A 23267-nucleotide genomic window follows, 5' to 3' on the forward strand; every position below is an offset into this window, starting at 1 on the left:
CGCCGGGGCGGACGGCCGAACCGGAGGTGCCGTAGCCTCCGGCCATGATCGAACGGGTGAAAGCCGCGGTTGTTGGTGTCGGTAACAACACCTCGGCACTGGTGCAGGGGCTTGCTCTCCACCGCCAGAGCGGCAGCCTGGTCGGAATCCGCAGGCCGATGATCGACGGGCTCGGGGTGGGGGATGTCGACGTCGTGGCGGCCTTCGCCACCTCCGAGGAGAAGATCGGTCGGGACCTGACCGAGGCGATCTTCCTGGCGCCCAACAACTTCCCTCGGCTGAACTGCGACCTGCCCAGAGCGGGTGTGCCGGTCACGAAGGGCCTGGTCGACGCGAGCGAGGTGCAGCGGGTGGCAGCGGCGCTGGCAGGGGCGGAGGTGCTGCTCTACTCGGCACCGAGTGGCCGGCCGGAGACCGCCCAGGCGTACGCCGAGGCAGCCCACACGGCGGGCGTCGCCTTCATCAACACGACCTCCGACCCGGTCGCCCGCGATCCACGCTGGATCGACAGGTTCGAGGCAGCCGGGCTGCCGCTGCTCGGCGACGACCTGGCCAGCCAGTTCGGCACCTCGGTGCTGCACAACGCGCTGCTGCGGCTCCTCAAGGAGCGGGGCCTCACCCTGGTCAGCTCCTACCAGGTCAATCTGGGCGGCACCGAAGACTTCCGCAACCTGGTCGAGAACCCCAACACCAAGAAGCAGTCCAAGCTCAACGCCCTGTCCGGCGCTGACAGCGTCGAGGTGGCCCCGCTCGGGTACCTGCCGCATCTCGCGTCGCAGAAGGTGGCTCACCTCAACCTTGAGGCGCAGGGTTGGGGTGAGACAGCAGTGAGCCTCGACGTGAAACTGAAGGTGCATGACCCGAGTGGCGCCGCGGGGGTCAACATCGACCTGATCCGCATCGCCGCGAGCGCGCTACGGAACGGGCGTGGTGGTCATTGCGCCGAGGCGGCGCCGTTGCTCAAGTCTCCACCGGGAACGGCGATCTGAGCGCGGGCGCCCTCCTCAGTTGAGCAGGGGTGGTCTCCCTCAGGCCGCGCCGACGGAGCGGTAGACCTCCAGGGTCTGCCGGGCGATGGCGTCCCAGGAGAAATGCTGCACGGCGCGCTGCCGGCCGGCCTGGCCGAACCGCGTGGTGCGCGCCGGGTCGGCCAGCAGCGTGTTGATCGCCGCCGCCAGGTCGGCGACGAACTTCTCCGGTGCCAGCGGTCGGCCGGACCCGTCGGTGGCCTGCTCGATCGGCACCAACAGGCCCGTCTCGCCGTCGGCCACGACCTCGGGGATGCCGCCGGTCGCGGTCGCCACCACGGCCGTCTCGCAGGCCATCGCCTCCAGGTTGACGATGCCCATCGGCTCGTAGACCGACGGGCAGACGAAGACGGTGGCGTGTGTCAGCACCTGGATCACCTCGGGCTTGGGCAGCATCTCCGCCACCCAGACCACACCGGAGCGGTTGGCCCGTAGCTCGGCGACCAGCTCCTCCACCTCGGCGGCGATCTCGGCCGTGTCCGGCGCGCCGGCGAGCAGCACGAGCTGCGTGTCCGCCGGCAGGTCCCGGGCGGCCCGCAGCAGGTACGGCAGCCCCTTCTGCCGGGTGATCCTGCCCACGTAGACCACGCTGGGGCGGGACGGGTCGATCCCGAGCCGGTCGAGCACGTCGGTGCCCTGATCCGGCGCGTACTGGATGGTGTCGATGCCGTTGTAGACCACCCGGACCCGGGACGGGTCGATCTGCGGGTAGGCGGTGAGCACGTCGGTGCGCATCCCCCCGCTGACCGCGATCACCGCGTCGGCGGCCTCCATCGCGGTGCGCTCGATCCAGGAGGAGAGCGCGTAACCGCCGCCGAGCTGCTCGGCCTTCCACGGCCGCAGCGGCTCCAGGCTGTGCGCGGTCACCACGTGCGGCACCCCGTGCAGCAGCTTCGCGGTGTGACCGGCCAGGTTCGCGTACCAGGTGTGGCTGTGCACCACGTCGGTGCCGGCCGCGCCGGCGGCCATCTCCAGGTCCACGCCCATCGTGCGCAGCGCGGCGTTCGCGCCGGTCAGGCCGGGCGGTTCGGCGTACGCGGTGACGCCCGGCTCGGTGCGCGGCAGGCCGAAGCAGTGCACCCGTACGTCGGCCAGGCGGCGCAGCTCCCGGGCCAGGTACTCGACGTGCACGCCGGCGCCGCCGTAGACCTCCGGCGGGTATTCGCGGGTGAGCAGGTCGACGCGGAGCGGGGTGGGTTCCGTCATGACCCCGCACCCTAGTGCAGAAACGTGCCCGTACGAGTGGTGAAGTGGGACGAGGGTGGATAGCGTCGTGGCATGGCTGCCAAGGTGCTCGCGATCGTCCTGGCGGGTGGGGAGGGCAAGCGCCTGATGCCACTCACCACGGACCGGGCCAAGCCGGCCGTCCCGTTCGGCGGGATGTACCGCATGGTCGACTTCGTCCTCTCCAACCTGGCCAACGCCGGCTATCTCAAGATCGTCGTGCTGACCCAGTACAAGTCCCACTCCCTCGACCGGCACATCACCAAGACCTGGCGGATGTCCACGCTGCTCGGCAACTACGTCACCCCGGTGCCCGCGCAACAGCGTCGCGGCCCGTGGTGGTTCGCCGGCTCGGCCGACGCCATCTACCAGAGCTTCAACCTGATCAACGACGAGCAGCCCGACTACGTGATCGTCTTCGGCGCGGACCACATCTACCGGATGGACCCGCGGCAGATGGTGGAGGACCACATCGCCTCCGGCGCCGCGGTGACCGTCGCCGGCATCCGCCAGCCGCTGTCGATGGCCGACCAGTTCGGCGTCATCGAGGTCGGCGAGGACGGCCGGCGCATCCGGGCGTTCCGCGAGAAGCCCACCGACGCGGTCGGCCTGCCCGACGCGCCGGACCAGATCTACGCCTCGATGGGCAACTATGTCTTCACCACCCGCGCGCTCTGCGAGGCCGTCGAGCGCGACGCGGAGGACAAGACCAGCAAGCACGACATGGGCGGCAGCATCATCCCGATGCTCGTCGAGCGGGGCGAGGCCAACGTCTACGACTTCCGCGACAACGAGGTGCCGGGCAGCACCGACCGGGACCGGGGGTACTGGCGCGACGTCGGGACGCTCGACTCGTTCTACGACGCGCACATGGATCTGATCAACGTGCACCCGGTGTTCAACATGTACAACTTCGACTGGCCGATCTACACGGAGCAGCCGCCGTGGCCGCCGGCGAAGTTCGTGCACCAGTGGGGCGAGCGGGTCGGCCGGGCGGTCGGCTCGATGGTCTCCCCGGGCGTGGTGATCTCCGGCTCGCTGGTGGAGAACTCGATCGTCTCGCCGAAGGTGCGGGTGCACTCGTGGGCGCACGTCGAGGGCTCGGTGCTGATGGAGGGTGTGGAGATCGGCCGGCACGCGGTCGTCCGGCGGGCCATCCTGGACAAGAACGTGTTCGTCCCGGAGGGCGCCGAGATCGGCGTCGACCTGGAGAAGGACCGGCAGCGCTACACCGTCTCCGACAACGGCATCGTGGTGATCGGCAAGGGCCAGAGGGTCGAGCCGTGACCCCGGCCCGTCCGTCGTCCGTCGCAGTACCGAGGAGGTAGACCCCCGTGACCCATCCCCGTGCCGGCCAGCCCGCCGAGCCCGCCGACCTGGTCGACGTGCCGCGCCTGGTGACCGCCTACTACGCCGAGCATCCGGACCCAGCGGACCCGGCGCAGCAGGTCTCCTTCGGCACCTCCGGCCACCGGGGCTCCAGCCTGCGCAACGCGTTCAACTCCGACCACATCCTGGCGGTCACCCAGGCGCTCTGCGACTACCGGCGGGAGCAGGGCCTGGACGGGCCGCTCTTCCTCGCCCGGGACACCCACGCGCTGTCCGCGCCGGCCGCGGTGGACGCCCTGGAGGTGCTCGCCGCCAACGGGGTCACCGTGCTGGTGGACAGCCGCGACGGCTACACCCCGACGCCGGCGCTGTCGCACGCGATCCTGACCCACAACCGGGGGCGCACCAGCGGGCTGGCCGACGGCATCGTCATCACCCCGTCGCACAACCCGCCGGACGACGGCGGCTTCAAGTACAACCCGACCAACGGCGGGCCGGCCGACACCGACGTCACCCGGTGGATCCAGGACCGGGCCAACGCGATCCTCGCCGCCGGGCTCAAGGAGGTCCGCCGGATCACCTACGCGCGGGCCCGGGCCGCCGATACCACCGGGGAGTACGACTTCCTCGCCAGCTACGTCGACGACCTGCCGGCGGCGATCGACATCGACGCCATCCGTGACGCCGGGGTCCGCATCGGCGCGGATCCGCTCGGCGGGGCCAGCGTGGCGTACTGGGGCGAGATCGCCGAGCGGCACCGGTTGGACCTGACGGTGGTCAACCCGACGGTGGACCCGACCTGGCGGTTCATGACCCTCGACGGCGATGGCAAGATCCGGATGGACTGCTCCTCGCCGAACGCGATGGCGTCGCTGATCGCCGCCCGCGCCGACTACCAGATCTCCACCGGTAACGACGCCGACGCCGACCGGCACGGCATCGTCACCCCGGACGCCGGCCTGATGAACCCCAACCACTACCTCGCGGTGGCGATCAACCACCTGTTCCGTACCCGCACCGACTGGGGTCCGGCCGCGGCGGTGGGCAAGACCCTGGTCTCCTCGTCGATGATCGACCGGGTCGCCGCCGACCTGGGCCGGCCGCTGCTGGAGGTGCCGGTCGGCTTCAAGTGGTTCGTGCCCGGGCTGCTGGACGGCGCGGTCGGCTTCGGTGGCGAGGAGAGCGCGGGCGCCTCGTTCCTGCGTCGCGACGGCTCCACCTGGACGACCGACAAGGACGGCCTGCTGCTCTGCCTGCTCGCCGCCGAGATCCAGGCCAGCACCGGGCGCAGCCCGAGCGAGCACTGGGCGGAGCTGGCGGAGCGGTTCGGCGCGCCCGCGTACGCCCGGATCGACGCCCCGGCCACCCGGGAGCAGAAGGCCGTGCTCGGCAAGCTCTCCCCGGAGCAGGTCACGGCCACCGAACTGGCCGGCGAGCGGATCACCGCGACGCTGACCAGCGCGCCCGGCAATGGCGCGGCCATCGGCGGGCTCAAGGTCAGCACGAAGTCCGGCTGGTTCGCCGCCCGCCCCTCCGGCACGGAGGACGTCTACAAGATCTACGCCGAGTCGTTCCAGGGTCCGGATCACCTGGCGCGCATCCAGCAGGAGGCCAAGGCCCTGGTCGACGGCGTGCTCGAGCAGGCCTAACCCCACCCCACCCCACCCACCCCCCGACCCTCGGCCGGCCCCGCCTCCCCGCGTTGACCATGAAGTTATTGCCGCGACACGCCGCGCCGAATGGCAACAACTTCATGATCAACCATGTGGGAGCGGGGTGGGGGAGCGGGGTGGGGGGGTTAGCAGGGCGGTGGTAGTTCCCGCTGGGTGCGTCGTCGCAACTCGTCGGGGAGCAGCTCGCTCAGCTGCTCGGGCAGGAACGGCAGGTCGAGCAGGGTCATCTTCAACTGGTTGCGCTCCTGGTAGCGCAACGGGTCGAGGCGGACCACCAGGCCGGCGTTGCGGCGGTAGCTGATGTCCACCGCGCCCTCGGTCGCCGCGTCCCGGAAGACCAGCCCGTCCATCTCCACCACGACCGCCGACGAGTTGGGCTCCAGCTCCAGCCGGATCTTCTCGTCGGGCGAGAGCACCACCGACCGGGAGATGCCGGCCATCGGCGCCGACGGCGTGACCACCAGCGCGTCCGCCGCAGGGGAGATCAGCGGGCCGCCCGCGGCGTAGCTGTACGCCGTGGAGCCGGTCGGCGTGCTGACCACCACGGCGTCGGCCCGGTAGTAGCCGTACTGCTGGCCGTCCACCGCGAGGGTGGCGGTGACGAAGCCGGAGCCCGGCTGGCGGACCAGCGCGATGTCGTTGAACGCCACCACGTCGTCGCCGCACACGTCGCAGGCCAGGCAGGCGTGCGACTCGATGGTGAAGTCCTTGGACAGCAGCCGGCTCAGCGCCTCGGGCAGCTCCGGCGGCTCGACCTCGACCAGGAAGCCGAGCCGACCCAGGTGTACGCCGAGCACCGGCTTCGGATCGAGGACGGCGGAGCGTAGCGCGCCCAGCATGGTGCCGTCACCACCGATGCTGATCAACGCGTCGGCGAGGACGGCCACCTGGTCCGCCGGAACGGGCGTGACGCTGGCCGGCACGCGGTGCTTGTCCTCCGCGCGCACCATCAACGACTTGTGGTGACGATTGGCCCACCGTTCGATGATCCCGACCACCTCGGTGACATCCCGGGTGGGGTGCAGCACCAGACCCAGACCCAGACCCGACACCCGTACAGCTCACCACATCGGTGGTGGCTGCGCCCGTCGTACACCGAAGGTGCGCGTGCGGTCCGGGGAGCGCCTGCGTACCTCGCCGCAGTCATGGCGGGGCCGGCCGGTCAGGTGGGTCAGCGAGCGGGCCACCAGGGTGTCGCGGACCGCCGGTGGCCCGACCACCGTCCAGCCGCCCAGGTCGGCCGACCCGAACGAGGTCTCCGCCTCGTTCAGGTAGTCCCGGACAGCCAGCTCGGTGTCCAGCGCCGCCTTGGCCATGCCGGATTTCCGTCGGTGCTCGCGTGTGACGAAACCGTCCTCACATCACCGGTCCAGGTGCTGCACAATCGCCTGGCAGAACACCGCCTCAATGTCACAGCGCTCGGGTACCGAGTGCCACTCCCCGCGCGTCTTCACGTAATACTGACTCGACTTCTCGGCCGTGACCGTGCCGAAATGAATGCACTGGAACTCGATCAAATGGAAGTCGCTGCCGTCGAAGCCAATGTCCAAGGAGGCTGTAGGTGTGCCCAGCGTGTCACTGATGCGCGCCGCATAGTCGAGTAGGGCCGATCTGTCTGCCCCGCCGGTATCGTCGAAATCCCAGATGCCGCTGCCGCTGGCACGGAAGTCACCCGGTCGATTCCGCCGCCACAGCGTGTAGAAGCGGTCACCGAATCGCAGCACCTTGAAGTCGCCCGACAAGCCGGGAACGAACTCCTGGACGATGAACTTCTGCCTGTGCAGCGACCGTGGCTGGTGCCGGTCGCGCCGCAGGATCCGCTTGGCGTGCTCCCGCGCCGTCCCGCCAAGGTCGCGGGTGCGACCGATCCGCCGGGCCGCCTTCAACAGCGCGTTCCGGCCGTCGACAAGGGCCACGTTGGTGGCGCCAGCGCCCTCGGACGGCTTGATGACCTTTGGCCAGGAACCTGCCCACTCAGTGACGGCCGCTAACTCCTCGAAGGTGCCGAAACTGCGGGTGCGCAGGAGTGCGGCCTCCTTGGGGAATAGTTGGGTGCGCAGCGCCTCCATCATCACCTTGTTGTGGTGGGCCCGCAGGAATCGGTAGGAGGGGACGGTCCGGGCGCCGGAGGTCTCGAGGGCCAGCACCAGATCCTCGATCCAGCTGCGGTATTCGAGGCCTCGGTCCTCCGACGACGTGTAGAGCACGGGCACGCCTTGTAGATCGGCGCTGAGGTCGAGGTCCGCATACGTGGTCACTTGCGGTTCGTACCCCGCCTGCCGGAAGTTGTCGGCGAGACGTCCGACATCCATAGTGGGCAGCGGATACGCCGACCGACAGGTGGAGTAGAACGCGCCGAGATAGTCGGTGATGAGCACCAACCGCTGCATGATGACTTCCCTGACTGTGGAGCGTGGGACCGGGGTGGCGGGTGCCCGACGCCGCGAACGCTGACTCTACCGGCTCAAATATCGACAAACAACCGCATATCGTGCGAAGGTGTGCGGTATGTCTGAATGGACAGCTCCGCCGCCGTGTCTGCTGGTGATCTCCTCGTATCGGCTCCCCGATGGTGACGCCATGTCCAACCGAGTTCTGGGCCTTGTTCGCAGCGCCGTCGTGGCTGAGGAAGCTGTCGTGGTCAACGATTGGCCGTCCGGTACGACCCGCCCGGCGGCCGGACAGATGCCGGCCGGCATCCGACTTGTCAGCCTCGATCGCCGCGCATCGAGCCGTCCGGCCCGGTTGTGGTATCGCTACTGGCTGCCGGTGCGGGTCGCCTTCGCGTTGCATCGCGCCGGCATCCGACGGTCGGAGTTGGCGTCGGTCTACCTGACCCTGGGGCAGTGGAGCCTGACGATGTGGGTGGTGCTGCGGCTCGTGGTGCGCCGGCCGGTGATCGTGGACGTGATGGAGCGATTCGACCCGCAGCAGTTCCGCTGGGGGCGATTCGACGCTCGGCTGTTGCGGCATCGCTGGCAGACCTACCTCGCCGCCCACCTGGCTGACCGGGTCATAGCGATCTCCACTGAGCTGTACCGGCGCTTCTCTCACCGGCGCCCGACTCTCGTGGTGCCCCCACAGGTCGACCTGTCCCGGTACCCGCCGTCCTCGGCGCCGCCGCTGGCTGGCGGCCTGCGGCTGCTCTATGCCGGTACGGCCGGGCCGAAGGACCTCTTGGCTGTGGTGGTTGACGCGATCCGACAGCTTCCCGCGGCGGACCGCGGTCGGGTGCGGTTGACTATTGCCGGCATGACTCGCGCGCAGGCCGCTGACATGTCCGACCTGGACCCGGCCTGCCTCGATGGGCTCGATCTGCAGGTGATGTTCCTCGGCCGGGTGTCACGCGACCGAGTCCTCGCCGAACTGGCTCGCACGCACTTCGCGGTGCTGGTCCGCCCCGATGCCGGCTACGCGAGGTCCGGGTTCCCGTCGAAGGTGCCGGAGGCGCTGGCGGCCGGATGTCCGGTGTTGTTGAACCATACCGGCGACCTGGCGCGGTATGTGACCGACGGTCGGGAAGGACTGGTGCTGGCGGGCCCCTCGGCTGCTGACGTGCGTGATGGACTGCTGCGGGCGCTCACTCTTAGCGACGGCGAGTGGTGGGAGATGAGCAGGGCCGCCCGTTCGCGGGCTGCCGACTTCGACTTCCGGGCCTGGACGGAGACCGTCAGCAAGTTCGTGGTCGGGGCACATCGAGATGTTGGGGCTTCGCAGGTCAGTAGAGTCCTGGGCCACTAGTGTCCGGTGCCGGAATCCCGCTGGGATCGAGCCGGTAGTGGTCAAAGGCGTGGTGGAAGCTCCCGGCGGTCGAGCTGTTCGCGCAGGCGGGAGCTGTTCGCGGTAGCGGCGCGGGTCCAGGCATACCACCAGACCCGCCTCCCGGCGGAAGTCGATATCGACCGAGCCTTCGGTGCTGCATTGCGGATCACTACGCCGTCCGTCAACCCCGCCGGCGGAGGTTTCAGCCTCTGACCGACGGATCGTCCGTTTTGCGTTACTGGAGGTGGCTTCTTTCGTTGATCGGGCGGATGGCGAAGGCCCGGGGATGGGTCGTGCCCGGAGCAGTCCAGCCAGAGGCGATAACCGGTGGTCATGCCACCCCCAAGGAGGATCAGTGAAGATCGTCGTAACCGGTGGTGCCGGTTTCATCGGCTCCAACCTGGTGCGGGCGCTGACCGACCTGCCCCGGGTCACCGAGGTCGTGGCGGTCGATGACCTCTCGACCGGCGCGCTGGACAATCTTCTGGACCTGCCCGCCCGGCTGGTCACCGGTACGATCCTCGATCCGGCGGTGCTCGACGAGGCGATGAGCGGCGCGGCGAGCGTCGTGCACCTGGGCGCTCTCGGCTCGGTGCCTCGTTCGATTGACGATCCGCTGCGTAGCCACCATGCGAACGCGACCGGCACCCTCATGGTCCTCGAAGCGGTCCGCCGCCACCGGGTGCCCCAGCTCGTGCTCGCCTCCTCGTCATCGGTCTACGGCGCAAACCCGGTGTTGCCACGCCAGGAGGCGTTGCGGCCGATTCCGGTCAGTCCGTACGCGGTCTCGAAGCTGGCCACCGAGGCGTACGCGGTGGCGTACGCCTCTTGCTACGGGATGGATGTACTGCCGTTTCGGTTCTTCAACGTCTACGGGCCGCGGCAAGCGTCGAACCATGCGTACGCCGCCGTGGTGCCCCGGTTCGTCTCCGCAGCGCTCGAGGGCCGTCCGCTGCAGGTGCACGGTGACGGCACGCAGACCCGGGACTTCACGTACGTCGGCAGCGTCACCTCGGTGATCGTGGAGGCGATCCTTCGTAGAGTCTCGTCGCCGGACGTGGTCAATCTGGCGTTCGGCGCACGGATCTCGCTGCTCGAACTGATCGCTGAATTGGAGCGGGTGCTCGGGCGCCGCCTGGAAGTCGTGCACGGACCGCCCCGGGCCGGCGATGTGCGCGACTCGCAGGCCGACTGCTCACGCCTGCGCGAACTCTTCCCGGCTCCCCGTCGGTACTCAATTAGGGAAGGGCTGGAGGCGACCGTCGCCTGGATGTCTCAGCGCGGCCTGGTCCGTCGCTGAACCCGGCTATGCGCCCCACTACCCAGAGGACACTTGACCGCGGCGCCGGGTCGCGGCAGACGGCACGGCCCCGGCGTCGGTCGAGTCGGGAGCTGCGGAGCTGGAGCGGGTGCCGCACCGGGCGGCACGGCTGTCCGATCGGGCGCGCGGAGATGCGTACGGCCGCGCGGGCGACCGCCGAGACGGCGTTCGACCACCGACGGTACGCGCAGCCGCTGGCCGCGTTCCTCGACGCGCTGCCGTCCGGCCGGTGACGTCGCCCGCTCTTTCCGCGCAACCATCAGGCCGCTCAGCGAGAGGCGTACGCATGACGACGACCACCCGTCCGGAAGCCCACCGGACCGATTCGCCGCGCCGTCAGGAGACGAACTGCTTCGACTTTCTCCGGCTGCTCGCGGCGCTCGCGGTCGTCGTCCAGCACGCCGTCGAACACACCGGCAGCGGCTTCCTCTGGTACGCGCCGGGCAGTGGGCGATGGTTCGGCGACGGCGTCGCCGTCTTCTTCGTCATCAGCGGCGGGCTCGTCTTCGCGTCCGCGCTCCGCTGCCACGAGAGTGGTCGGGGCTGGTCCGAGTATTTCCGCAACCGGCTGCTGCGGATCGCGCCGGCGATCTACGTCTATCTCGTGCTTATGGTCGGGCTTCTGCTTCTCACCGGGGTCGTCGGAACACGATCGCTCGCCGATCCGCATTTCCTCGCCTGGGCGGGCAGTACCCTGCTGCTGGTCCCGGTCTACCACCCGCTGCTCCTGGCCGATTTCGGCACTGGCGTCGTCAACGGCAGCCTGTGGACGATCCCGGCCGAGGTCGGCTTCTACCTGATCGTGCCGGGCCTGGTCCTGTTGGCCGTCCGCCGATCGGTCCGGCTGATGGTCCTGGTGACGGCCGTGGCCGCCGTGCTCGGCTGTGGGCTGCACGCCTACCTGGCGGGCGTGGACCCGGACGCGCTGCTGAGCAGACTGGTCAGCGTCTCCGTCGTGCCGTGGATCGGCTACTTCCTGCTCGGCATGATCCTGGTCCGGGTGTGGGACCGGCTTCCGCAGTCGGGGCCGGTGGCGCTCGCAGCCCTGGGCGGGTACGCCGTGTTGACGTGGACGCAGCATCAGGTGGGCGCCTCGGGGCGGGCCGTCATCGCCCTGCTGGCCGCCGTCCCCCTGGCCTACCTCGTGTACTGGGTAGGACATCGCGGGCCGCGGGTGCTGCGGGGGTTGACCGCGCGGATCGGTGACCTGAGCTTCGGCGCCTACATCTGGCATATGCCGGTCATCAACCTGCTGCTCTGGGCCGGTGTGGACAACTGGCGGGTCCGCGGTACGCCACTGGTCCTGCTGGTGGTGGCGATCACCCTCGCCTGCGCGTACGCGTCGTGGAATCTGGTGGAGAGGCCCGCCCTGCAGTTGAAGCGGTACTCCGTCAGAGGCGGCGTGAGCAGGCCGGCATGATTCGGTCCGTGCGGCGGGTCCGCCCGGTCGGGCGGTGACGGCGATGTCCTCCCCGGATGCCGCGGTGGAGACGCCGGTCCGGTCGGAGCCGTCGCGACCGGCGACGGGCGCACCCGCCCCGGACGCGTCGCCCGCCACGACCCGCCAACGTCGGCTGCTCACCGGTATCGCGGCCACCGTCGTGTGCCGCGGTGTCGGCGTGGTCACCCCGATCGTCCTGCTTCCGGTGACCCTCGCGGACCTCGGGCCAGATCTCTACGGACTCTGGGCCGCGGTCGGCGCGCTGACCGCCATGGCGGCCTTCGCCGACCTGGGTCTGGGCAACGGCCTGATGACCAAGCTCGCGCCCTGCTATGCCGCGGGTGACGCCGTACGTGCCCGCCGCTACATCTCGAGCGCCTACCTCCTGCTGACCGGCATCGCCGGCGCGATCCTGCTGGTGCTGTGGTCGGTGTCGCCGTTGGTGCCGTGGTCAGCGATCTTCGACGTGCGCGATCAGGCCATCGGCCGGCACGCAGGGCCGATCGCGCTCACGTGCCTCACCGTGTTCCTGATCAACATTCCCCTGTCGTTGGTGGTCCGGGTGCAGTTCGCCTACCAGCAGGTGGCGCAGAGCAACCTGTGGCAGGCGTCTGGCGGGCTGCTGGCGCTGCCGCTCGTGCTGACCGCGGTGCACCTCGACCTGCCGCCGGCCGGCGTCGTCGCGGCGACCGTGCTGGGCCCCGTGGTGGCGAACCTGGTGAACAGCGGGTGGGTCTACGGGTGGAGGCTGCGACAGCTGCGGCCGGGCCTGCGCGCCGTCGACCGGGCCGCCACCCGGGAGGTGCTGGGTCTCGGGGCGCTCTTCCTGGTCCTGACGATCGTGATGTCCGTGGCGAGCAACGTCGACGCGTTGGTGATCGCGCACGTGCGGGAGTTGAGCGAGGTAACCGACTTCGCCGTCGCGGCGCGGCTCTTCGCCCAACTGGGGATCCTCATCTCCCTGGTCAACGTGCCGCTCTGGCCGGCGAACGGCGACGCGCTCGCTCGCGGTGAGCTGGCCTGGGTGCGGCGGACCACACGTCGGATGACACTCGCCTCCACTGTCACCGCCGTCGTGCTCGGCGGCGGCCTGGTGGTCGCCGGGGGTCCGTTGCTCGCCGTGTGGGTCGGCTTGCACCTCGACGGAGGCACCTGGCTGCTGCTCGGTCTCGCCGCCTGGTGGGTCCTCCTGGCCGCGATCTCACCGTGCTTCATGGTGCAGAACGCCGCCGGCATCGTCCGACCGCAACTGGTCGGCTGGACGATCTACCTCATCGTCTCCATACCCCTGAAGTGGTACGGCGCGCTCCGGTTCGGGGTCGCGGCCGTGCCGATCGTCGGCGCCGCCACGTACCTGGTCGCGGTGGTGCCCGGCGCCCTTTACGGATACCGCGCGGTGTTCACGAGGCGCGCGGACGCGACGGAGGCCCAGAGATGACGCGAGTGTCGGAGCATCCCCGGGTGCTGGTGGTCGGCGCGGAGCCCTTCGGTCGCTCCAGTGGCACCGGCATCACGCTGTCCAACCTGTTCGACGGCTGGCCAAAGGACCGACTCGCCCAGGTGTACACGGCCCGCACCGAGCCGTCGCCGGAGGTCTGCGACCAGTTCTTCGCGGTCGATCCGCGCAACGCGCCGGTGGACCACCTGGTACGGCGCGTGGTGACCCGGGGGAGGCCGGCGGGCAGCGGGGACGCGGTGGTGGCCGCGATCCCGGCGGGCGGCACCGGCTCCTGGCGGGGGCAGGTTCGGCGGACCATGCGCGCCATGGCCGATCTGAGCCCGATCCTGGTGCCCGCCGACCTCCGCGACTGGGCCCGGCGGTTCCGTCCCGATGTCGTCTACTCGGTGCTCGGCAGCGTCCGGGTGATGCGCCTCGCCCGGAGGCTCGCGGCGGCGTGCGCGGTTCCGATCGTGCCGCACTTCATGGACGACTGGCCCGGGACGCTCTACTCGGACGGGGAGTTGTTCGGGCTCGGCCGGCGTGCCGTCGCTGCGGGGCTCGGCGGCGTCGTCCGGCGAGCCAGCTCCGGCCTCTGCATCAGCGCGCCCATGGCTGAGGAGTACCGGCGGCGCTACGGCATCCCCTTCGCCCCGTTCATGAACTGCGTGCAGGAGAGCGCCTTCGACGACCATCGGGAGGCGGCATCGGCGGCCCCTGGCACTGGGCCCGTCGAGTTCGTCTATGTCGGAGGGCTGCACCTCGACCGGTGGGCGTCGCTGGCCCGGCTCGGCGCCGCGCTGAAGCGACTTTCGTCGCCGCTCGGCCCAGCCCGCCTCACGCTGTACGCACCCGAGCGTGACCTCGCCCGCTACGGCGACGTCTTCGCCGACCTGCCCGCGGTCCGCCTCGCCCGGTCCATCGGGAGCGCGGAGGTCGCACCGGTCCTGTGGGCCGCGGACGTCCTCGTCCACGTCGAGTCCTTCAAACCCGAGATCGCGCAGTACACGCGGCTGTCGCTCTCCACGAAACTGCCGCAGTACCTCGCGGCGGGCCGGCCGATCCTCGGGCACGGACCGGGGGATCTCGCGTCCATGCGACACATCGTGACGACCGGCGCCGGCCTGGTGGTGGGCGAGGAGGACCTGGACCTGCTCACCCGGCGCGCCGGTGAGCTGTACGGCGACCCGTTGCTTCGCCGCCGGCTGGGGGACAGCGGCTACGTCTACGCGAAGGTCCACCACGCCAAGAAGGAGGTGGCGGCACGGTTCGCGGATCACCTCTCCCGGGTCGCGAACCGGGTGGGAGCAGCGCGATGAGTCGTCCCGTTCGCGTCACCCTCGTCTCTCCGTTGCCGCCTCCGCAGGGCGGCATCGCGCGGTGGACGCGCATGATCGACGGGATGGCGCGCGGGTCGGCGGAGGTCGACCTGGCGGTGGTGGACCTCGCGCTCCGCGGGAGGTCCATCCACCAGACCTCCGTCCTGCGCCGGCTCGCCGCCGGCGGCATCCAGCTGGTCCGCAGTGCCGCTCTGCTGTGCTGGCGCATGCTGCGGAGGCGGCCGGACGTGGTGCATGTGAACACGTCCGGGCACCTCGGCACAGTTAGGGACCTCGTGCTGCTCGCCGTCTGCCGGGCGTTCCGGGTCCCGTTCGTGTACCACATCAGGTTCGGTCGGGTCCCGGAGATCGCCGCGCGCGACAGCAGGGAGTGGCGGCTGATGTGGCGTGTGGTCAGGGGCGCCGCTGCCGTCATCGCCCTCGATGCCCGTACCGAGCAGGTGATCGCCACACGGGGCGGCTCGTCGTCGGTGACCAGGATCGCCAACTGTGTCGACCTGTCGAGCCTCCCGCAGCCACGACCCGCCGGTGTGCACCCCCGGAAGAGGGTGCTCTTCGCCGGCTGGGTGATCCCGGCGAAGGGCGTCGAGGACCTGCTGGCGGCGTGGCAGGCCGTCGGCGACCCAGCGTGGGAGCTGGTGATCGCCGGGCCGTGCGAGGAGGGCTACCTGCGGAAGCTGCGTGGCGCCGCCGCCCCCGGCACCGCCGTCTCCTTCCTCGGTGAGCTTCCGGGCGCCGAGCTGCTGAGGCTGATGGCGGCCTGTGAGATCTTCGTGCTGCCCAGCCACTCGGAGGGCTTCCCGAACGCGATCCTCGAGGCCATGGCCCTGGGCCGTGCGGTGGTGGGCACCGACGTCGGCGCCGTGGGGGACATGTTGAGCGGCGGCTGCGGAGAAGTCGTGCCGCCGGCCGATCCGCGGCGACTGGCGACCGCTCTCGCCACGCTGATGATGAGCGACGGTCGCCGGGCCGAGGTCGGGGAACGCGCACGGGCGAAGGCGTCCGAGGAGTACTCGCTGACGGTGGTCTTCGCCCGGTACGTCGAGCTGTGGCGGAGCGTGTCGGGCCACGACCTGGTCCAGGGCGGTCCGTCCCCGCAGCGGGTGGCCGACCGCGCCTGACCGAATCAGGAACGCCGGTGGCGCCCGGCCCGAACCGTCGCACTGGGCAGCGCCGTGAGCAGGCCGAGGGTCAGCCAGGCGCCGAGCGACGTCTCCCAGTGACCGGTCAGCCAGATGGGAAACAGCGTCACCAGGTAGGCGCCGGCCCGCTGGCGTGCCGGCGCGGACTGCCGGGCGTACCTGCCGAGGGCAAGCGTGAACACCGCGGCGTAGCCGAGCACGCCGAGCAGCCCGAGGTCGTTGCCGACCGTGAGAAGAAGATTGTGCGCGCCCACGCCGACCGAGTTGACGATCGGGAAGCTCCCCGCGCCGATCCCCAGGAACACGTTGTCGGACCAGGTGGCGAGGGCCTCTGGCCAGACGAGAAGTCGGCCGGACAGGTCACCGGTCGACCGCTGGCCGAAGCTCGTGTCGAATTGGCGCAGAGAGTCGTCGCCCATGCCGAGCGGGACGAGGATCAGCAACGCCGGCACCAGAACCGTCACGGTGGCCAGTGCCAAGCGCGGGGACAGCCTGCTCGTGACCAGGTAGACGGGGATCAGGGTGATTGCGACCAGCGCGCCCTTCGTGCCGTTCAACAGCACGCCGCAGGCGAGTACCGGCAGCGGCAACGCCAGCAGGACCCGGACGGCCGGGTGCTGCCCCCGGACAGTCAGCAGCAGCGACGCGAGGAGGCACCCGGTCGCCAGCGTGTACGCGGTGAAGTTGAGGTTGACGCCCTCGACGCCGAAGCGGACGGTCAGATCGAGGGCGTCGCTTCGTGCCGGCAGGTTGCCGCCGAGAGCGGCTCGGACCACGTCCCATGCCCTCACGACGCAGCCGAGCAGGTAGCAGCCGCCCACCACGAGAGCCGTCACCACCCGGGCTGCCAGGTGGCGGATGGCGACGAAGATCAGGGCGGCGGACGCGTAGGTCAGGGCGGTTTTCAGCGTCGTGCCGCTGTCCACCGTCCACATCATGGTGACACCGGCCCAGGCCGCGACGGCCAGGGCGACGACATCGGCAGGTTGCAGTCGCGGGGCCCGTCCGGTGAGCGCGATCGCTCCCACGACCAGCGCCAGGCAGAGGTTGGGATGGTCCTGTGACCAGGCGGACACAAGGGCGGCGGTGCCGAGCAGCGCGACGGCGAGCAGGTCGGAACTGCTCCGGGAGGCAGCGTAACCGGCAGTTGAGCGGGAGGCTCCCACCCGCCCTGTGACGGTGGGCCTACCGACGGCGTTGGGCATCGCGCTCGCTCCTCCCGTGCGGCCAGCCAGCTGTGCCGGCCGCGGTGGACAGGGAGGGCATGTCCGAACAGGTCGCCCGACGGGCGATCTACCCTCGTTCGGATAACGACCGGCAGCGCCCCGCGCAGCTATCGAGTTACCTCCCGACCGGGCTCAGGCCGACCTGCCGACCCAGGCCCACGGGCACGCCGGCACGTTGCCGGCGGGCCACCGGCACAGCGCGGGGATCCTCCGCGGTGGCCAGCCGTTGACCGACCCGGCTCGCCACAGAGAGCACGCAGAGTGAGGCGAACGCGATCAGGGCGGGGCGGGTCTGGCCCAGCTGATTGTTGGCGGGCACGAAGGCGACGAGCAACGCCAGTTGGCCGAACAGCGCCATCGACAGGATCCTGCGCTGCCGGACGGACTCCAGCCAGAACTTGGCGAGGAACCATCCGACGAGAGCCATGAAGGCGATCGAGCCCGGATAGGTCAGATCCGACGCCAGCCACGGGAAGACCGTCGACCAGTACATTCCGTCGGGCCAGCCGGTCGCGAGTTCAGTCCGGGCGGTATATCGGGTGTCGTAGCGCGGATCGATGCCGGCATACTGCTCGAGGTAGCTGCCGAGGGCGGGCGAGGCGCCCACACCCTTCGTCCACTCGAAGGGCACGGTCAGGTTGTGGCTCAGTCCGAGGTAACCGTGCGTGGGGTACGACAGGGTGATGGCCAGGCCGGCGGCGAGGTCCTCTCCGACGACCCGCGCCACCACGGGATTGCCCGCCGCGGCGGGGCTCTGCCCCGCGCTCTTGGCCCGCGCGCTCTGGTTGAACGCCATGTACCCGAGGAAGACCACCAGCATGGTGCAGACCGCGAGCACGTGCGGCCATCGTCGTGACCGGCCGGCCCGACGGGACCGTGCGGATCGCGCCGACCGGTAGCCGAGCAGCACCAGGTAACTGGCGCCCCACCAGATCAGCATGTCCCCGAGTCCCTTGAGGACCCCGATCGCCATGTAGTAGAGGGCGTAGGTGCCGATGCCGCCCAGCACGTACAGGCGCAGCGCCCCGCCGAGCTTCGACCAGTGCACGACCGCAAGGGGGATGAGGAGCGGGTACAGCACCGCGAGCAGCGTGAGTAGCTGGACCGGCCGGGAGAACTGGCCCTCCTGCTGCAACTGGTGGAAGTACCGCTCGCCGGGGTTCGTCACGGCGTGGAGCAGGTCGACCGGGGTCGAGACACCGATGAGGCCGAGCTGGGCGATGCCGAGCAGGAGGACGTACGTGGCGCAGACGAGCACGAGCACCCGCGGGGCCTGCGGGGTCTCCTTCTGGCTGGCGGATTCCGGCGGTGCCGGACGCTGCCGCCGCACGTGGACGACGTAGCCGAGGCACAGGGCCACGACGGCGGACGAGACGAAGAGGGTCAACGTGACCAGGTTGGGGCTCTCGGCCGCTCTGCCCAGGGTCAGGAAGAGCAGGTAGGTGCCGACCAGGTACCCGACCGCCAGCTTGAGGGGGGTGTATGTCCCGGAAGTCAACTGGCGCGGCGTGTTCATTAACGATTGCACCGGAGTGTTATAACAAGCGGCAATTGGGAAATATGTGAGTTCTAAGAAATAAAGTCCCTCTCGTCTCATCTCTGCCTGTCACTACCCTGCTGACCCGCCGTCCCGGTGCGATGTTCGTCCTGTTTCCGCCGTTTCCGGAGCAAGTTCTGCTCGTTGCCCGAGTTGTGACTGCCGCCGCCCCTGACCAGGCGCGCGCCGTCGCGATCCGCCCAGACGAGACGGGGAGCAAGCTGTGACTTTCTCTACCACCGGACGCCGCGTGCTCATCACGGGCGGCACGGGTTCCTTCGGCCAGACCATGGTGCGCCGGCTCCTCGACCGGGATGTCGGCGAGATCCGGGTGCTCAGCCGCGACGAGGCCAAGCAGGAGACGATGCGCCGGTCGCTCGGCGACGAGCGGGTCCGCTACTACGTCGGGGACGTGCGCGACTACGACTCGGTGCTGCGGGCCAGCCGCGGCATCGACTACGTCTTCCACGCCGCCGCCCTCAAGCAGGTGCCGTCGTGCGAGTTCTTCCCGCTGGAGGCGGTCCGGACGAACGTGCTGGGCAGCTCCAACGTGGTCGAGGCGGCCGAGCGCAACGGCGTCGGCTCGGTCGTGGTGCTCAGCACCGACAAGGCCGTCTACCCGGTGAACGCGATGGGCATGAGCAAGGCGATGATGGAGAAGGTCGCCCAGGCGCACGCCCGGAACAACCCGAACAGCGCCACTACGATCTCCTGCGTCCGGTACGGCAACGTCATGTACTCGCGTGGGTCGGTGATTCCGCTCTTCATCGAGCAGATCAAGGCGGGCCGGGCGCCGACCGTGACCGACCCTGCGATGACCCGGTTCCTGATGTCGCTCGCTGACTCGGTCGAGCTGGTCGAGCACGCCTTCCAGCACGCCCGGGCCGGCGACATCTTCATCCGCAAGGCCGCCGCCTGCACTGTCGGCGACCTGGCGGAGGCGGTCTGTCAGCTCTTCGACGTGCCCGCCAAGCTCGACGTGATCGGCGTACGGCACGGTGAGAAGCAGGCCGAGACGCTGGCCAGCCGGGAGGAGCTCGCCCAGGCGGAGGACTTCGGGGACTTCCTCCGGGTGCCGCTGGACGCCCGCGATCTCAACTATGCGCTCTACGTCTCCGAAGGCGACCTGGGCGACGGGCCAACCGACGACTTCAACTCCGCAAACGCGCCGCAGCTCGGTGTACCTGAGATCATCGAGCTGCTCAAGACGCTGCCCGAGGTGCGCGCGGAGCTGGCGCTGCGGGATCCGGTGCTGGCGTGCTGAGGCTCGCCGTCACCGGCGCCGGAGGATTCCTCGGCTGGCACGTCCGGGTGCTGCTGCGCGCGCTGGGTTGGCCGGAGCCGACCGTGCTGACCCGCGCGGACCTCGCCGATCCCGGCATGGTGGCGGCCAAGGTCTCCGGGGTCGACCGGGTTCTGCACCTGGCCGGCGTGAACCGGGGGGAGCCGGCCGACGTCGCCGCCGGCAACGTCCAGCTCGGCGCGCAGCTCGCCGATGGTCTCAAGCACTGTGCGAACCCGCCGGCGCGGGTGATCTACGCCAACTCGGTGCAGGCCGGCAACGGCACCCCGTACGGCGACGCCAAGGCCAGCGCGGCGCGAGTGCTGGCCAGCACCGGTGTCGACTTCGACGACGTGTTGCTGCCGAATCTCTACGGCGAGCACGGCCGTCCGTACTACAACTCGGCGGTGGCGACGTTCTGCCGAATGCTCGCCGAGGGCGGCCGACCGGAGGTGCACGCCGACCGCGAGCTGAGCCTGGTGCACGTCACCGACGCGGCTGCCCGACTTATCGGCGTGCCGTCGGGCGGGACGTGGGATCCGACCATGCCGGCGCTACGGATCGGCGTCCGGGACCTGGTCGACCGGCTCACCGGGGTGGCCACGACGTATCGGGCGGGGGAGATTCCGCCGCTGGTGGATCGGCACGACGTGCGGCTGTTCAACACCTACCGGTCGCACTGCTTCCCGGCGCACTACCCGCTCGCGCTGCCCCGACGGGCGGACGCCCGGGGTGAGCTGGTCGAGACGGTCAAGGCGCACGGTGGCGCCGGGCAGACCTTCTGCTCCACCACGCATCCCGGGATCACCCGCGGCGAGCACTTCCACCTGGCCAAGGTCGAGCGGTTCGTGGTGTTGCGCGGCTCGGCCGAGATCAGCCTGCGTCGAGTCGGCGACAGCGAGGTGCTGCGGTTTCCGGTGAGCGGCGATGAGCCGGTGCTGGTGGACATGCCCACCATGTGGGCGCACAGGCTGACGAACACCGGCTCGGACGAGTTGGTCACCATGTTCTGGACCAACGAGCTGTTCGACCCGGACCGGCCGGACACCTGGCCGGAGCCGGTTGAGGCACCCCGGCCGGCTCCGGTGGCGGTCGGCGCGTGAAGATCGGCCTGATCAGCCAGTGGTACCCGCCGGAAGGGGTGTTCATCCCCGGCAACCTGGCGCACCAACTCGCCGACCGGGGCCACGAGGTGCGGGTCCTCACCACCTTCCCGAGCTATCCGTACGGCCGGATCTTCCCGGGCTGGCGACAGCGCTGGCGGCATCGGGAGACCGATGGGCCCGTTGCCATCCGGCGGGTGCCCGCCTACCCCAGCCATGACACGTCCGCAGCCCGGCGGGCATTGAGCCACCTCTCCTTTGGCGCCACCAGTGCGGCGGCCGGGGCGCGGTGGCTCGTTGGCGTCGACGTCACGTACGTCTACCACCCGCCACCCACGGCCATCGCCGCCGCGGCCCTGCTGCGCGCTACCCAGAGGACGCCGATCGTGCTGCACGTGCACGACCTGTGGCCGGAGTCCGTGGTGCAGTCCGGGATGGCGCCCACCGGTCGGGCCGGGCGCTCGCTGGAGCGGACACTCGACGCGTTGATGCGTCGGACGTATCGGCTTGCCGACGCCATCGTGGTGATCTCGCCGACGATGGCCGAGCGGGCCGTGGCGCGTGGCGCCGATCCGGACCGGGTGCGCGTGGTCTGGAACTGGACCGACGACGCGCTCTTCCGGCCGGTGCCAGCCACCGACGACGCCCGCGCGGCGCTCGGTCACCGAGGCAGGTGCACCGTGATGTTCGCCGGCAACATCGGCCTGTTGCAGGGCATCGAGACGGCCATTCGGGCGGCGGCCGCCGCCCGGGACCAGCTTGACCTGGTGCTGGTCGGCTCTGGCGCCGGAGAGGACGCCGCCCGCCGGCTTGCGGCGGACCTCGGCGCCGACAACGTGCGGTTCGTGGGCCGGCGCCCGCCTGAGCAGATGGCGGAGCTGTATGCCGCCGCGGACTGGCAGCTGATCTGCCTGCGTGACGTACCGGCCGTGCGGGCCGCCGTCCCGTCAAAGCTACAGGCCGCGCTTGCCTGCGGCGTGCCGGTGATCGCCTCGCTGGGTGGGGACGCCGCAGCCCTGGTCCATTCGACCGGGATCGGCCTCACCTGTCCACCCGAGGACTCGCAGGCGCTCGCCGACCGGTTCGTGGAGGCGGCCGCGCTGCCCGTCGACGTCCGGCGCGAGATGGGTCGCCGGGCCCGACACGTCTACCAGGAGCGGATGTCGCTGCGGGTGGGCGTCGACCAGTTCGAGGACATCCTGACCAAGGCAGCTGTACAGGGAGTACGGGCATGACCAGGATCATGACGGTGGTCGGCACTCGACCGGAGATCATCAGGCTGTCCCGGGTGCTCGCCCGGCTCGACGACACGGTGGACCACATGCTGGTGCACACCGGACAGAACTGGGACAGCACGCTGTCGGACGTGTTCTTCAAGGAGTTGCGCCTGCGGGAGCCGGACCGACTCCTCCGCGTCGACACGTCGTCGCTCGGGCGGGTGCTCGGCGGGGTGCTGGTCGGCATGGAGGCGGCGATCGCCGAGGTGCGCCCGGACGCGCTGCTGGTGCTCGGCGACACCAACAGCTGCATCGCCGCGCTGATGGCCCGCCGGATGCGGGTGCCGGTGTACCACATGGAGGCCGGCAACCGCTGCTTCGACCTGAACGTGCCGGAGGAGACCAACCGGCGGCTGGTCGACCACGTGGCCGACTTCAACCTGGTCTACACCGAGCACGCCCGGCGCAACCTGCTCGCCGAGGGCCTGCACCCGCGCCGGATCCTGCACACCGGCTCGCCGATGCGGGAGGTGCTGGAGCACTACCGGGCGCCGATCGCCAGCTCGACCATCCTGCGTCAGCTGGAACTCGATCGGGGCGGGTACTTCCTGGTCAGCGCCCACCGGGAGGAGAACGTCGACCGTCCCGACCGACTCCGCCGGCTGCTGGACTGCCTGGTCGCGGTACGCGACCGGTGGGGCCTCCCGGTGCTGGTCTCCACCCACCCGCGGACCCGCAAGCGGCTGGAGGCCCTGGCACCGGACGCCACCGCGCTGGACGGCATCGCCTTCCACGAGCCGTTCGGCCTGCTCGACTACGTGCACCTGCAGACCAGGGCGTACTGCACGCTGTCGGACAGCGGGACGATCAGCGAGGAGGCCGCCATCCTCGGCTTCCCCGCGGTGACCCTGCGCGAGTCGATCGAACGCCCGGAGGCCCTCGACGCCGGCGGCATCATCATGACCGGCCTCGACCCGCAGGGCGTGGTCGAGGCCGTCGAGGTGACGGTGGCCCAGGTGGCCGCGCAGGGAGTGCCGTGCCCGGTCGACTACCAGGTGCCGGACACCTCCCGGCGGGTGGTCGACTTCATCCTCTCCACCGTCCGCCGGCACCACGACTGGGCGGGCATCCGCCGCTGAACCAGGCACCCAGCAGGGCCGGCTGACCGCGAACCCGCGATCGCCGGCCCTGCTTTGATTGCACC

Annotated in this window: 19 protein-coding genes; 13 read left to right on the top strand and 6 right to left on the bottom strand. The window is 70.2% G+C overall.

What is annotated here, in order from left to right; genetic code table 11:
• The first annotated feature begins 44 nt into the window (after positions 1 to 44).
• Positions 45 to 989, top strand: coding sequence for an inositol-3-phosphate synthase (locus tag AB0K07_RS08885; RefSeq protein ID WP_363752229.1), 945 nt, complete (start codon positions 45 to 47; stop codon positions 987 to 989).
• A 39-nt stretch (positions 990 to 1028) separates the two neighbouring features.
• On the opposite strand, the gene glgA is transcribed toward AB0K07_RS08885, so the two are convergent.
• Positions 1029 to 2234: a glycogen synthase gene (gene glgA, locus AB0K07_RS08890; RefSeq protein WP_363752231.1), complete on the bottom strand. Its 1206-nt coding sequence runs from the start codon at positions 2232 to 2234 to the stop codon at positions 1029 to 1031.
• Between the two features lie 72 nt (positions 2235 to 2306).
• Here glgA and glgC point away from each other — a divergent pair, with 72 nt between their 5' ends.
• Positions 2307 to 3539 carry a glucose-1-phosphate adenylyltransferase gene (glgC, locus tag AB0K07_RS08895; RefSeq protein ID WP_363752233.1) on the top strand — a complete coding sequence of 411 codons (1233 nt, stop codon included), beginning with the start codon at positions 2307 to 2309 and terminating at the stop codon, positions 3537 to 3539.
• Between the two features lie 47 nt (positions 3540 to 3586).
• Positions 3587 to 5230, top strand: coding sequence for a phosphoglucomutase (alpha-D-glucose-1,6-bisphosphate-dependent) (pgm, locus tag AB0K07_RS08900; RefSeq protein WP_363752235.1), 1644 nt, complete (start codon positions 3587 to 3589; stop codon positions 5228 to 5230).
• Positions 5231 to 5379: 149 nt separating this feature from the next.
• On the opposite strand, the gene AB0K07_RS08905 is transcribed toward pgm, so the two are convergent.
• The 3 genes from AB0K07_RS08905 to AB0K07_RS08915 are packed head-to-tail and all read right to left on the bottom strand — an operon-like array spanning position 5380 to position 7644.
• Positions 5380 to 6306, bottom strand: a complete 927-nt coding sequence (locus AB0K07_RS08905; protein WP_363752237.1) for an NAD(+)/NADH kinase — start codon at positions 6304 to 6306, stop codon at positions 5380 to 5382.
• Positions 6307 to 6315: 9 nt separating this feature from the next.
• On the bottom strand, positions 6316 to 6570 hold the full coding sequence (locus tag AB0K07_RS08910; protein ID WP_363752239.1) for a hypothetical protein: 255 nt from the start codon (positions 6568 to 6570) through the stop codon (positions 6316 to 6318).
• 45 nt (positions 6571 to 6615) lie between these two features.
• The gene (locus AB0K07_RS08915; protein WP_363752241.1) at positions 6616 to 7644 is read right to left on the bottom strand and encodes a hypothetical protein; all 1029 of its coding nucleotides are present in this window, start codon (positions 7642 to 7644) and stop codon (positions 6616 to 6618) included.
• Positions 7645 to 7762: 118 nt separating this feature from the next.
• Between AB0K07_RS08915 and AB0K07_RS08920 the strand changes: the two genes are divergently transcribed.
• The 6 genes from AB0K07_RS08920 to AB0K07_RS08945 all read left to right on the top strand — a co-directional run bounded on the left by AB0K07_RS08920 (position 7763) and on the right by AB0K07_RS08945 (position 15677).
• A complete protein-coding gene (locus tag AB0K07_RS08920; RefSeq protein WP_363752243.1) occupies positions 7763 to 8995 on the top strand; it encodes a glycosyltransferase in 1233 nt (410 codons plus the stop codon).
• A 376-nt stretch (positions 8996 to 9371) separates the two neighbouring features.
• A complete protein-coding gene (locus AB0K07_RS08925) occupies positions 9372 to 10316 on the top strand; it encodes an NAD-dependent epimerase/dehydratase family protein (RefSeq protein ID WP_363752245.1) in 945 nt (314 codons plus the stop codon).
• Between the two features lie 307 nt (positions 10317 to 10623).
• Entirely contained in the window at positions 10624 to 11757 is a 1134-nt protein-coding gene (locus AB0K07_RS08930) for an acyltransferase (protein ID WP_363752247.1), read from the top strand.
• A 43-nt stretch (positions 11758 to 11800) separates the two neighbouring features.
• A complete protein-coding gene (locus tag AB0K07_RS08935; RefSeq protein WP_363752250.1) occupies positions 11801 to 13216 on the top strand; it encodes a lipopolysaccharide biosynthesis protein in 1416 nt (471 codons plus the stop codon).
• A complete protein-coding gene (locus AB0K07_RS08940; RefSeq protein ID WP_363752252.1) occupies positions 13213 to 14535 on the top strand; it encodes a glycosyl transferase family 1 in 1323 nt (440 codons plus the stop codon). Before AB0K07_RS08935 ends, AB0K07_RS08940 begins: the two co-directional genes overlap by 4 nt.
• Entirely contained in the window at positions 14532 to 15677 is a 1146-nt protein-coding gene (locus AB0K07_RS08945) for a glycosyltransferase family 4 protein (protein WP_363752255.1), read from the top strand. Before AB0K07_RS08940 ends, AB0K07_RS08945 begins: the two co-directional genes overlap by 4 nt.
• 5 nt (positions 15678 to 15682) lie before the next feature.
• Here the strand turns inward: AB0K07_RS08945 and AB0K07_RS08950 are convergent, their stop codons facing one another.
• Together AB0K07_RS08950 and AB0K07_RS08955 are read right to left on the bottom strand one after the other, a co-directional pair.
• The gene (locus AB0K07_RS08950) at positions 15683 to 16864 is read right to left on the bottom strand and encodes an O-antigen ligase family protein (RefSeq protein ID WP_363752258.1); all 1182 of its coding nucleotides are present in this window, start codon (positions 16862 to 16864) and stop codon (positions 15683 to 15685) included.
• Between the two features lie 175 nt (positions 16865 to 17039).
• A complete protein-coding gene (locus AB0K07_RS08955; protein ID WP_363752260.1) occupies positions 17040 to 18422 on the bottom strand; it encodes a hypothetical protein in 1383 nt (460 codons plus the stop codon).
• Between the two features lie 262 nt (positions 18423 to 18684).
• Between AB0K07_RS08955 and AB0K07_RS08960 the strand changes: the two genes are divergently transcribed.
• The 4 genes from AB0K07_RS08960 to wecB are packed head-to-tail and all read left to right on the top strand — an operon-like array spanning position 18685 to position 23202.
• The gene (locus AB0K07_RS08960) at positions 18685 to 19725 is read left to right on the top strand and encodes an SDR family NAD(P)-dependent oxidoreductase (protein ID WP_363752263.1); all 1041 of its coding nucleotides are present in this window, start codon (positions 18685 to 18687) and stop codon (positions 19723 to 19725) included.
• Positions 19719 to 20846 (top strand): NAD-dependent epimerase/dehydratase family protein, encoded by a 1128-nt coding sequence (locus tag AB0K07_RS08965; protein WP_363752266.1) that lies wholly within the window; start codon positions 19719 to 19721, stop codon positions 20844 to 20846. Before AB0K07_RS08960 ends, AB0K07_RS08965 begins: the two co-directional genes overlap by 7 nt.
• On the top strand, positions 20843 to 22081 hold the full coding sequence (locus tag AB0K07_RS08970) for a glycosyltransferase family 4 protein (RefSeq protein WP_363752269.1): 1239 nt from the start codon (positions 20843 to 20845) through the stop codon (positions 22079 to 22081). The genes AB0K07_RS08965 and AB0K07_RS08970 overlap by 4 nt, the downstream gene beginning before the upstream one ends.
• On the top strand, positions 22078 to 23202 hold the full coding sequence (gene wecB, locus AB0K07_RS08975) for a UDP-N-acetylglucosamine 2-epimerase (non-hydrolyzing) (protein WP_363752272.1): 1125 nt from the start codon (positions 22078 to 22080) through the stop codon (positions 23200 to 23202). The genes AB0K07_RS08970 and wecB overlap by 4 nt, the downstream gene beginning before the upstream one ends.
• Positions 23203 to 23267 lie beyond the last annotated feature (65 nt).

This window comes from Micromonospora sp. NPDC049301, assembly GCF_040678715.1.
Taxonomy (GTDB): domain Bacteria; phylum Actinomycetota; class Actinomycetes; order Mycobacteriales; family Micromonosporaceae; genus Micromonospora.

What these genes read in the sequence shown, in the direction of transcription:
- glgA (WP_363752231.1), bottom strand. Translation starts at nt 2,234, where the DNA reads ATGACGGAACCCACCCCGCTCCGCGTCGACCTGCTCACCCGCGAATAC.
- AB0K07_RS08940 (WP_363752252.1), top strand. Translation starts at nt 13,213, where the DNA reads ATGACGCGAGTGTCGGAGCATCCCCGGGTGCTGGTGGTCGGCGCGGAG.
- AB0K07_RS08935 (WP_363752250.1), top strand. Translation starts at nt 11,801, where the DNA reads ATGTCCTCCCCGGATGCCGCGGTGGAGACGCCGGTCCGGTCGGAGCCG.
- AB0K07_RS08910 (WP_363752239.1), bottom strand. Translation starts at nt 6,570, where the DNA reads ATGGCCAAGGCGGCGCTGGACACCGAGCTGGCTGTCCGGGACTACCTG.
- AB0K07_RS08945 (WP_363752255.1), top strand. Translation starts at nt 14,532, where the DNA reads ATGAGTCGTCCCGTTCGCGTCACCCTCGTCTCTCCGTTGCCGCCTCCG.
- wecB (WP_363752272.1), top strand. Translation starts at nt 22,078, where the DNA reads ATGACCAGGATCATGACGGTGGTCGGCACTCGACCGGAGATCATCAGG.
- AB0K07_RS08930 (WP_363752247.1), top strand. Translation starts at nt 10,624, where the DNA reads ATGACGACGACCACCCGTCCGGAAGCCCACCGGACCGATTCGCCGCGC.
- AB0K07_RS08885 (WP_363752229.1), top strand. Translation starts at nt 45, where the DNA reads ATGATCGAACGGGTGAAAGCCGCGGTTGTTGGTGTCGGTAACAACACC.
- glgC (WP_363752233.1), top strand. Translation starts at nt 2,307, where the DNA reads ATGGCTGCCAAGGTGCTCGCGATCGTCCTGGCGGGTGGGGAGGGCAAG.
- AB0K07_RS08920 (WP_363752243.1), top strand. Translation starts at nt 7,763, where the DNA reads ATGTCTGAATGGACAGCTCCGCCGCCGTGTCTGCTGGTGATCTCCTCG.
- AB0K07_RS08915 (WP_363752241.1), bottom strand. Translation starts at nt 7,644, where the DNA reads ATGCAGCGGTTGGTGCTCATCACCGACTATCTCGGCGCGTTCTACTCC.